Source organism: Kitasatospora sp. NPDC059722 (genome assembly GCF_042733235.1).
Taxonomy (GTDB): domain Bacteria; phylum Actinomycetota; class Actinomycetes; order Streptomycetales; family Streptomycetaceae; genus Kitasatospora.
Window position 1 is genome coordinate 1 of sequence record NZ_JBHWGD010000131.1, and the last position, 10,350, is coordinate 10,350.

General features: G+C 44.6%; 15 protein-coding genes. All 15 read right to left on the reverse strand.

The genetic code is table 11. The features are described from left to right. Positions 1–205 precede the first annotated feature (205 nt). Entirely contained in the window at positions 206–991 is a 786-nt protein-coding gene (locus ACFV4F_RS39355; RefSeq protein ID WP_376322298.1) for a glucosaminidase domain-containing protein, read from the reverse strand. After that, on the reverse strand, positions 988–1,206 hold the full coding sequence (locus ACFV4F_RS39360) for a hypothetical protein (protein ID WP_376642732.1): 219 nt from the start codon (positions 1,204–1,206) through the stop codon (positions 988–990). Before ACFV4F_RS39360 ends, ACFV4F_RS39355 begins: the two co-directional genes overlap by 4 nt. 13 nt (positions 1,207–1,219) lie before the next feature. After that, entirely contained in the window at positions 1,220–2,326 is a 1,107-nt protein-coding gene (locus ACFV4F_RS39365; protein ID WP_376642734.1) for a hypothetical protein, read from the reverse strand. Continuing rightward, positions 2,327–3,112: a hypothetical protein gene (locus ACFV4F_RS39370; protein ID WP_376642735.1), complete on the reverse strand. Its 786-nt coding sequence runs from the start codon at positions 3,110–3,112 to the stop codon at positions 2,327–2,329. Next, positions 3,081–3,905 carry a glycoside hydrolase family 73 protein gene (locus ACFV4F_RS39375; RefSeq protein ID WP_376642737.1) on the reverse strand — a complete coding sequence of 275 codons (825 nt, stop codon included), beginning with the start codon at positions 3,903–3,905 and terminating at the stop codon, positions 3,081–3,083. The genes ACFV4F_RS39370 and ACFV4F_RS39375 overlap by 32 nt, the downstream gene beginning before the upstream one ends. An 8-nt stretch (positions 3,906–3,913) precedes the next feature. After that, complete coding sequence (locus ACFV4F_RS39380; RefSeq protein WP_376642739.1) at positions 3,914–4,675, reverse strand: LysM peptidoglycan-binding domain-containing protein; 762 nt, start codon at positions 4,673–4,675, stop codon at positions 3,914–3,916. Next, positions 4,662–4,958, reverse strand: coding sequence for a hypothetical protein (locus ACFV4F_RS39385; protein ID WP_063336321.1), 297 nt, complete (start codon positions 4,956–4,958; stop codon positions 4,662–4,664). Before ACFV4F_RS39385 ends, ACFV4F_RS39380 begins: the two co-directional genes overlap by 14 nt. Positions 4,959–5,298: 340 nt before the next feature. Continuing rightward, positions 5,299–5,643 carry a hypothetical protein gene (locus tag ACFV4F_RS39390; protein ID WP_376642741.1) on the reverse strand — a complete coding sequence of 115 codons (345 nt, stop codon included), beginning with the start codon at positions 5,641–5,643 and terminating at the stop codon, positions 5,299–5,301. Between the two features lie 247 nt (positions 5,644–5,890). Continuing rightward, positions 5,891–6,139, reverse strand: coding sequence for a hypothetical protein (locus ACFV4F_RS39395; RefSeq protein WP_080467411.1), 249 nt, complete (start codon positions 6,137–6,139; stop codon positions 5,891–5,893). Positions 6,140–6,198: 59 nt separating this feature from the next. After that, complete coding sequence (locus ACFV4F_RS39400) at positions 6,199–7,257, reverse strand: hypothetical protein (RefSeq protein ID WP_376642743.1); 1,059 nt, start codon at positions 7,255–7,257, stop codon at positions 6,199–6,201. Between the two features lie 315 nt (positions 7,258–7,572). After that, positions 7,573–8,214 (reverse strand): hypothetical protein, encoded by a 642-nt coding sequence (locus ACFV4F_RS39405; protein ID WP_376642745.1) that lies wholly within the window; start codon positions 8,212–8,214, stop codon positions 7,573–7,575. Then, positions 8,192–8,440, reverse strand: a complete 249-nt coding sequence (locus tag ACFV4F_RS39410; RefSeq protein ID WP_376642747.1) for a hypothetical protein — start codon at positions 8,438–8,440, stop codon at positions 8,192–8,194. Before ACFV4F_RS39410 ends, ACFV4F_RS39405 begins: the two co-directional genes overlap by 23 nt. 50 nt (positions 8,441–8,490) lie before the next feature. Beyond that, positions 8,491–9,045, reverse strand: a complete 555-nt coding sequence (locus ACFV4F_RS39415) for a hypothetical protein (RefSeq protein ID WP_376642749.1) — start codon at positions 9,043–9,045, stop codon at positions 8,491–8,493. Next, positions 9,033–9,347, reverse strand: coding sequence for a hypothetical protein (locus ACFV4F_RS39420; protein ID WP_377998110.1), 315 nt, complete (start codon positions 9,345–9,347; stop codon positions 9,033–9,035). Before ACFV4F_RS39420 ends, ACFV4F_RS39415 begins: the two co-directional genes overlap by 13 nt. A 102-nt stretch (positions 9,348–9,449) precedes the next feature. Next, the coding region (locus tag ACFV4F_RS39425; protein WP_380510121.1) for a hypothetical protein at positions 9,450–10,350 on the reverse strand (901 nt) is incomplete at its 5' end.

Sequence of the window (10,350 nt, forward strand, 5' to 3'; positions counted from 1 at the left end):
GCTAAATTCACTGATTTTCCTTGACAATCCCACATTTCTGTGCTAATTAACATGTCACCCGGGAACTGTCAATAATAAAAAATCCCGCCGGATATTTTTCCAGCGGGTTGTGTCTCGGGCGTGACTCTATTGTTACAGATAGAATAGAAGTCTTCCGCGGCTCCTATTCTACTTAATTTTAACAAATGTTAGTATATATTGTAAATTATTTCACCCTTAACCGTTGACCGACATAAATCTTATTCGCATCCGGGATACGATTAACTGTGGTCAATGTCTTAACGGACACACCGAATTTCTTACCAATTTTCGTCAGGTTGTCGCCCGCCTTTACGGTGTAGAATGTACCGCCGGATGGTGCGGCTCCTGATACCTTCAGGACTTGACCAACACGAATCATATTAACATCTTTAATACCGTTCACTTTCGCCAACTCCTTCACTGACGTATTATATTTCTTTGCAATTGCTGTCAATGTGTCACCCGCCTTAACGGTATATGTCGAGCCGGACGACTTGGCAGGTTTCGCCTTCACTGCGGCTTTGTTCCCGACCTTATCGTATTTCGTCAGCCCGTGGGCTTCGATTGTGGCGATAAGCTTCTTCGCATAGTTCGGGTCTGTCGCATATCCACCCTTTTGGATGGCGGCACAAGCTTGTACATAGTTCGTTTCCCCGACAACAGCCTTATAACGGTCAAGACGGTTATAGAGGTTCACAAGGTCTATGATAGAATCGCGAACAGACTTATACGCCCGGAACCCTGCTTTGATTGTTTTATCGACCCCGTTTAAAACCTCCCACGTGCCCATATGAACGGTTCCAGCGTTCCCGATACCTTTTATACCAAACAGGTTATTTGCACGCGTAGCAAGCCCGGATTTGCCCCAATTTGACTCATGTATGGCTTGTGCTGTGATAACTGAAGGTAAAACTCGACTTACACCGTATAATTTTTGTGCTTCACTTGCAACATTCTCCATGAAACTCATTCTTTTACACTCTCCCTCATTTGTTGTCTCATTTCATTTATTTGTTCGTCTGAAGCGGATTCAATCCATAGTTTTCTATCCTTCTGAAATTGCGCCCGCCAATATCCCGGCGGCTGTACGGTTGTCGCATTATCCGGTACGGAATCAGCCGGAACAATTTCAGGATAGTCGAAGATGAAATCCGAATCATATACGAATACTTGTATCATTTCCATTGCTCCAACCCTCCTAGTAAGGCACTGCCGCGTCTAATGACCAACTGGACACGGCGGACTGATTGTTTCCTGAAAAGCCGACAAACGCCAGTTTACCGTCAGTGTTGATATAAAATTTTGTGAAGCCTGTCGTTCCGTATGCTGTTGCCATGACCGCCTTTTTGTCTGACGGTGAATATGACGCGGGCAATTGTGCAAAGTCAACGCCGAGGTCACACGCCACGTCACCTTTTAGCATGAGGATGTTTCCCCAGCGGGTATACTGCGGTGTTCTTCCTGACGCCTTTGCTCCATTCAATAACGGAAGGTTATACCATGTGAGCGCCATAAAATCATTTTGTGTAAACAGCTGTCGCCAACCCCTGAATACATTGTCAGTGTGTATAACACCAATCCATGACGTATTATCATAGGAACGTGTCAGAACCAATTTCCGCAGACCGTTTGGCGCTGGTAGAATGTCGAGATAGTACCAAGAAGCGTCACCCGGTAACGGTAGTTGATTCCATCCTGTCCCATAATAAAAACCGGGTGGTGCGGTGAATATGCTGTCAGCTGAAGCCAACCGTTTCCGCATTCCTTCAGCATCCGTTAATGCATATTTCTGTGAGAAGTTTTGAACCCCGATAACATCCTGAAGCGATAGATTCGTTGTCTGTAAATCCTTTTGCAGCTGTGTCGCATCCGTAGCAGCTTGATTCCATTTCAAACGTTCAGAATCCGAGACGTGAGGTTTAGCATTTGCGATATGGTTCTTCAGGTTTGTTTCTGATGTCGTCACCCTGTCACTCATACCGTCCCACTTGGTACGGTCTTCAGACGATACGTGTTTGGTCGTGTCCTTTACATGAGCGTCCAAGACTCGGCCGAATGAATCAACGTCAGCCTTCATACTTTGAATTTGTTGGTCAGTTGCACCAGTTGACCCACCGTCCGCGGTATCCTCTAACGCTTGGACTTTTTGCTGAAGCGTCAGAATATCGTTCTTTATCTCATCTGACACGTCCATATGGTCAACGGTGTCCTGAAGCTTTGCCATCTTGTCTTTTAAATCTGAAATACTTGTTTTGACGCCTGTATCATCATAGGGCGGCGTCCGCCTTGACCCGAGTTCAATCAATTAGGACACCTCCACGATTGTGACGACTGTCTCAGTATCAGCGACTAGGTACACGTCAGGGCTTTGGCTATGAACCTTAAATGTTAGCGGGCTGTCGTTAGACGTGAGCGGCGCACCTGTAGTCGTCTCGACACCCTGCTTACCCCAATAAATGACACCCGAGTTAGGCGGGTAGATCGTCAACTCTCGGCGGTTTGTCAGTTTGCTAGAACCTGACTTTGCCATTACAGGCGTGACGCCTACACTCACCCCACCAACCCTAAAGTCATTCATTCCGGCTTCCCGAGTTGGTACAGGTTGTGTCGCCGGGATAGAAGACCCGCCGAGTGTGACAGGCTTATCTATCTCAACACTCCCAATATGCTTGTCGCCTGCCGCAAGCGGCGGTAACGCTGATATATCTACGGTTCCTGTCATCTGCCCAAGCTGAACGGTGTCAATGGACTGTGGTATAGATGACGCTGTAAATTTCTCAATCCAAGATTCGACCCGGACTTTTTCGGGCTGCACGATCGCGGCGTCAAGGTAGATTGTGTGATAGCCGAGCGGTCGCGCCAAAAGCTTTGTTGACCCCGGCGCTACGGCTAAAAGATAATTGTTAGGCGACACGCTCGGGCGCTCGTGTACGTACACGATCTGACTTGTGTTATTTGTTATGGCTGAATGGTTCGGCTTTGTGTCGTCAAAATAAACCGTTGTAATGTCGCCCGGTAGCATGGTGACGGTCTGTTCACGCCATGTACTCTTTTTATGGTCATCCCCCGGCTGTTTGACTAGTTCCGGCATTCTTGTTCACTCCTTTTGCTATTGTAGCGGCTTTCTTGATGTGGTTTGACGCGCTGCGTCCTTTCTTAATGGCTTTGGCTCCCTTAGAAACAGATTTGACAGCACGACCACCCGGAACAAAATCCATTGCGGTGGATGCTGTACCTTTCGCAACGTCTCCGACTGCTGGGAAGGCTTTCATAAAGAACACGATTGCAATGATAGCAAGCCCGAGAATAAGAGACCATCTGAACACGCCGAACATGATATTTGATAAATATGATTTGTCGTCAGTGCCTGAAGATGAAGAATCCCCACCTGTCGCCCCGGCTCCTGACGTTCCTTTGAATGTAATGTCCTTATCATCGTACTGGTGAAGGTTGTTACTGCTGATAATGCCGAGAAGCTTATTTACATAGTTAGGGTCTGTTGCATACCCTCCAGCTTTGATTCCCTTCGCATAGTCCTCAACGCTTTTTGCGTTCTTCAGCTTTGACGCATAACGCGGCTTGGATAATAGTTCCGCGTGGGCGCGTATGGAATCTTGATAGCTGTTGTACTTTGCAAAGCCATCCTTCACGTGATAGGTCTTACCGTTATATACTTCGGTCGTACCCATCGTGGCACTTCCTGCTGTACCTCTTCCCTTTATTCCAAATAGGTTCTTAGAGTAGTAGGCAAGCCCGGACAATCCGCCCGGGTTTGAACCGCCTGATTCTAACATGATTTGACCCAGTATGATGGATGCAGGGATGCCAGTTTCTTTCTGTATGGCTTGCGCGTCTTTGATAAACGGCTTTATATTTACGCCCATACTTCCACCTACTTTGTCAGGATTTTGATTTTCTGACCCGGTTTAATTTTGTTCGGGTCTTTGAGTTTGTTAAACTTGGCTGTTTCCATATACGCGGCTTTTGTACCACCCTTACCATATTTCTGCGTCAATTCTGACAACGTGTCACCTTTTTTCACCGTCACCGTTTTGTATTTTGGTGTAGACGGTTTTTTCGCTGGCGATGGCTTTTTAGCCGGGGTTGACGGTTTTTTAGCAGGTGTTGTCGTTTTGGCAGGTGTTGACGGTTTCGCGTTCTTCAGCTTTTCCAGTTCTTTATGAAGCTGGTCATTTTCTGTTTCCAAGTTGCTGTATTTCTTCGCTTGATCGGCAAGCTGTTTTGAAATGCTGTCCTTTACTTGGTCAACATACGTTTTGTTTTCCTTGCCAATATCGGTAATGGTGTCGATTACATCTGACTTAAATGATTCTTGGTTCTGCCCCAATTCATTTGCAAAGTTGTTTAAGGCTGTATCAACGCTACCTTCAATGAGAGATTGATTGTTTTGTAGCTGTGCCTGAACCAAGCTTGAATTCATAGGATTGCCATCCAAGTAATCACCCTCTAATGCTTCAGAAGTCACGTACTGTTCTTCCTCAGCAGGACGCCCACGCGTCACAAGGGAGACTAATAGAAAGACCCCAATTGCAACCGACCCGATAATGACAATATTCTTTTTGTTTAATTGGAATTTCTTTTTACCCGGGGAATGACCCCCGGATTCATGACCGACTTGTTCAAATTCCGCCATACCAATATAAGCCTCCTATCGGATCACCGAAATAATGATTCTTAGGGAAGTTTTCTTCATCTACCTGATTTCCGTTTAGATCGACTGTCGCTTTCTCAATACTCATGTTTGTTACTTTGTCGATCAATGCTTCTTTCGGAACCATCGGGTAAATGAAGTTGGCATGTGTTGGGCGTAATTCTTCAGCGTCTCCAATACCTAGCTGCGCGTCAGGTAGCTCCACTGGACGTGAAAGCTCCTGAAGCGCATGAACCCGGTTTTGAAGGTGATAGCCTTCCATCATGCCGCCTTACCTCCCTTGTAATACTTTGATGCCTGAAATTGAATTGCTCGCGATTGTGCTGATAATGGAAGTCGTAGACTTGGCATTTTTCAGGAACAGATAAATACCAATGAGAATCCCGATACCCGCAATCACGTCAAAAAACTTGTTAACCATCCACAAGACCTCCCATGATTTGTTTTACCTTGTCAACGTTCAGGACTGCCATACTTGCGAGAACAAGTACCAAGAACGTGTACGTTATTTTTTCATTTGTGAACATACCCAGCAGGATAACGAAAAAGAGAAAGGTGATAATAAACCGCATAGACTTTGTAAACTCTTGCATAGAATCACCCCTTTACTTCAAGCCAAAACCGCGTTTAAGACCGTTCCAAAACCCATCTATGAAACTGTCTTTAGCGGCTTTTTTGACTTTCTTTTTCTGCTCCGGCTTCATCTTTTGATACTTTTTATACGTGTCGTATCCTGTCGCTTTTTCAACTGCCTTTTTCGCTGTCTTTCCGGCTTCGTCGACGGTTTCTTTTGTAGATTCCCAACCATCTTTTACAACGTCCATCGGTGTAGAAATGTCAGGCGTCATTTTCTGTGCCATCTTTGACAGGTGTTTGCCGCCATAAAAGTCATCAAGAATAATCCATATGGCTGTGAGCGCCAGCGTGAAAAACAAAAGACCTTTTTCCATGTGTTATCCCTTCTTTTTGCGGCGGATAAAGAAGAACCAAAACACGATGATAATAACGGTGAGAACAAGAATTTTAGTCATTGCTTGACGCACCCCCGATTTTTGAAATAACCATTTTCAGATCGGTTAGAATTTCCCGTGTCTGTTCGTTATCCTTTGATTGTTTGAACATGAACCACGCGAGCATTACGCCCATGGCTCCGTTATTTAATAGGATTGAATAGATTTGCTCCACAAGTCACACCCCCTACACCCTTGCCGAGAATAGGAATACGACAAGGAACACAATGCCGAACCCCAGCAAGATTTGTTTTGATGTAATAGGGTCTTGCTTTACGTCATGCTCTTTTGCTGTGTCCTCATCATCGACAAGAGACATTTGATCTTCAGCTTCGGGAACTGTAGACGTTCGGGTACTCATAAACCCCATGTTTGGATATAAGTCTGCGGCATGGTAGAACATTTCACCTAGACCCATTTGTGATGGTGCGTTCATATAAATCCTCCTTCGTAGTAGTCAAATAAGAAAAGGAGGGAAAAGCCCTCCCGCGTGTATTAATGCAAGCGTGAAAGCTTTTCAGCAACGATTTTCACGCGCCCGCCTTTTTGAGTATTGAAGCGAATCCAAAACTCTGTAAGACGTTCGGTGTCAATATAGTCACGAGAGCCGCCGAGGTTTGGCAAGCCTTGGTTAGAGAAGTCAAACACATAAACCCCATCCGGTAAGACATAACCCAAGTCCGAATGATTTCGGGCTGCAAGTGCTGACGGCTTAATGCTGTAAGGGATGTCGGCTTGGTTAAATACCAATTCCAAGTTGCCCGCAAAGTCGCTGTCCTTCAGCGGGTTGCCTGACTCATCCGTAAAGTAAAACATGAGTTTACGGTAGATCGTCCCTGTCTGAAGCTTCACGATATTTTGACCGTTCCCGGTGAACTGTTCGCCTTTTTCGTTTACAAGCTTCAGGACAGAAATATCCGGCATAGCTTGTGGTACAGAAGGGACGGAGAACGTTTCAATTGTCGGCGTGATTTTCAATTGCTTCAGTGTAACGGTGTCTCCAGTAGCCAACTGATACGCGTCTTGCGCGCGTGCTGTATCAATCTGAAGGGAAACGGTTGTCTCCTCGTTTTGTAGCAAGATAAGACCGACCGGGTCACGTTGGTTTAAAGTTAATGGCAGCGCGACTTGGAATTTAATACGCGCGTCTTTACCTGACGTGCTCGCGGCTGTTTCAATGTAAGATAACGCCCGCGGACTTGATGCAGGTAATAGAACGTCTGGATTCAATCGGTTTAAGCTGTATAGGTGAAGGGCTTCGCCTGACACAACAAAAGGACGGAATCCACTGTTTAATTCCAGTGCAATATTTCTGATAATCTGGTATGGTGAAAATGGTTTAGTTGGAATTGCCGCGTTCTGCGATTTGAGAGAGACAGTCGCGTCAAATTCAACTAAAATTTGTGATAGCAGGCGTACTTTCGGTAGGTTGAATGATACCGTTTGTGCGTCCTCTGTCACTGTCTGTGTACCCATCATCTGCCATGTTTGGCGGGTAGCCTGCGAGAATAGTTGAGCCTTTGCCTGTGCTGATAGTTGCTGTTGAGTTGCCATAAATTAAAATTCCTCCTTAGACTTCTGCCGCGATTGTAGATACAACCGGGATATGATATTTTGCTGAAGCTTTCTTAATAATCCACATGAAAACCATCGTGATAAATACAGTAATGAACGTATGAACTAACCATTTAACCTTCATGCTTTTTTCCTCCTTATACTGCGTTTACTAATTGCGTCACACCGTTAACCGGATGCTTCGTGACAATAACCTTTGTTACGACAATGACCATCATTGTGAATAGCGCAATGACAATCATGTTCTTCAGCCCGACACCTGCAAATTTTCGTGTCTCCAAGTCATCACCTCCTTTAAAGCTTCAATTTTGCTAGTACCGGGTTTTGCATACCCACTTTCCAATACCAAAAATTGTGCCCGCCGGGTTGCTCCATAAATTGCGGCATCCCTGTTGCTTTCACAATCTTTTTACGGTCATCCGGGTTTTGCATGGTGAAAATGAAATAGTGTGAACTGTTGGCCATAGCAATGACCGGAATGTCTGTTGGGCGCTGGGTACAAGCCCAAACGACTGCTTCTTTCGAACGCCCGCGCGTGTATAAGGCTTTCAATTCTTTCGGGTAGTTATGGGCGCTTGGCGCGACTTCCATTAATTCGTCTATCCATAGAATCGTATTTTCACGCTTGTACACCCAGCTCATGAGCGCGTTGTAATATTCCGGCTCTAATTCTTCAGCGACCGGGCAATAGATAATTTTCGGCGTCTCGACCTCGGACACGTCTTCCAATCGGTGAACCACAGTAAAGTCCTTACCTTCCTGCAAGCCATGCCACAATTCCTGCCGTTTCTTGCGGCGCTCGTGTACTTCGCCTTTCGTATCAAGCTTTACCACATGGTCTTTCCCAGCGAGATATACCTCAGCGACAACCGATTTACCTGTACCGGTTTGACCACAGATAAAAACGTGTTCGTCATCGCCAATTGTCATTCGCATGTTTTCCACTTCCTTTCGTGCTGTAAGCTTTCACAACACGCTTCACGCCTTTACCTCTTTTCATAGCAGCCATGATGGACGGTTTCGGGATTTTGTCGTAAGGGATTTTCTCCACAACTAAAAATTCCTCGCCCTGTTCGATAATGTCCAAGTGTTCAAACCAATAACGGCTGTATTCATGCATGGGGATGTTGTAATAGAAGTCACCTTGCTTCAGCGTCACCATACCGGACATAGTCGATCATCCCCTCTAAATGGTTGAGGAATTTTAAGACATCAATATCCTCCGAAAGGGATGAGTTGATGTAAGGAGCCGCCAAATTGCTTACTAGTGGGTTCCCCAGATCGTTCAGCAGGCTTTTGATTAGTTCTTTCAGGCGCGCTTTCATTTCCTCGTTGTTCTGTTGGTTGTTTTGGTAGTTCTCGTTTTGGCAAGACATTTTTCTGTACCTCTTTCTTTTTAGGTTGTTTGGATTTCCACATAATGAATTTAGGTATAAAGATCGTAAAGCACGCAATGAGTAACGCTATATGGTCTGCATACTCACTGGCGACACCCGCCACGCCTTCAGACTTCGCCATGATGTTTGCGAGTGGCGTACATATCTGTTCGGCTTCATCGGCGGTTAATGCAAAGTCTTCCATCCCAGGTCGTGCTGCCACGATCGCGCTTGTCGTCAGTAACAGCATTTTCAGCTGGGATGAATCAACATTGCCCGCCGTCTTTTTCTTGGCTGCGCTTTTCTTTTTCGTGCCAGTACCAGGAGGGCGACCGCGTTTCTTTTTCGGCTGTTCCTCCTGGTCACTTCCCGGCACATCTACCATAACCACCCGAGGAGCGTTTTCGCTTTGCTTGGTGCTGGCTGTTCCTCTTCCTCCGGTTCCTCCACTTTTGGCGGTTCCGGTACTGGAATTTCCTGTGCTTGTCCCTGCGGCTGTTCCTTTGTTCCCATCAGGTTTTGGATGTCCTGTAGCAGATTCTTTGCCCATTTTGGCGCGTCCTCCTGTTCCTCTTTTTTCGGTGTTTCTTCAGCAGACGATTTTTCTTCTTTTTCTTCTAGTTCTTTTGGCATAGAAAATAAATCCTCCTTTTGTCCTATTTCTGTTCGATAAATTAAATAATATAGGAACATGTGTTCGATTTCAAGACAAAAAATAAAAATAAATGAATTAATTTCATATTTAATTATTTTTAGGCAAAATAAAAAGCCGGGAAAATGAATTTCCCGACTCTTTTAAAAGTCACACGACACATGCGGACGACTTGTATTTTTAATATAGTCCATATTTCTTTTCTGTCTATTCGTTAGTAAAATTCCCTTGTTTACTTCCTGCTTTAAATCAAAATCGTCAGAACCCATTTTAAGCATAGTAGCAAATTTTCGTCTTTTTAATTCGCCTTTATAAATAGAATAATAGGCTTCTTTTTTCGTTATCATTTCTCCGCGCTCCTGACGCGCCTGTAAGCTTTTTAATTTCTCTAGGATATCATAATATACCCCTCTATTTAATTTCTTGATATACGCGCCGGGAATGCCTTTAAATTTCATTGTCTCCGAACCTTTGACCAAACGATATTGTTTTACTTTGCTTTTTTCGGGATAATTAAATACATTCCGAGAAAAAGAGGATATTTCTTTTTCTATTTCTTCTGGTTTTATTTCATCAGCATATTTTTCATAATACGTTTTTGGTTGAATGAATAAACCTTCTTCAAGAATACCTTCCAGTTTCCATTTACCGTACTCTCTATCGTCAACCATGTCATCATCAAAAATAGCTTCACATGCTATTGAATCGGTATCACAATATGCCACATCGCCTTTTTCTAATTGTTTAATTAAACCTCTATATAATAAAATACGCGCGTATGACGTAACGTAGGCGGCTATATGCGGCTGAATATACGGCGCTTTGCTGGGGACGGCTGCTTCAATAAATTCTTGTCCATATACAGGGTTAAATAATTCAACATAAGGATAGCCTTTTTCTTCGCATGTCTCAATTTCTGTGACAGGTAAAATCGTTTGCCGAACCCTTTGCATACCGAATTTTCCGTACAGTGCATTTTGCATTAATTTTGCAAACGTCTTTTTTGCTCCATCACTTGTATTTTTAATCTCTTCAAAATAGGAG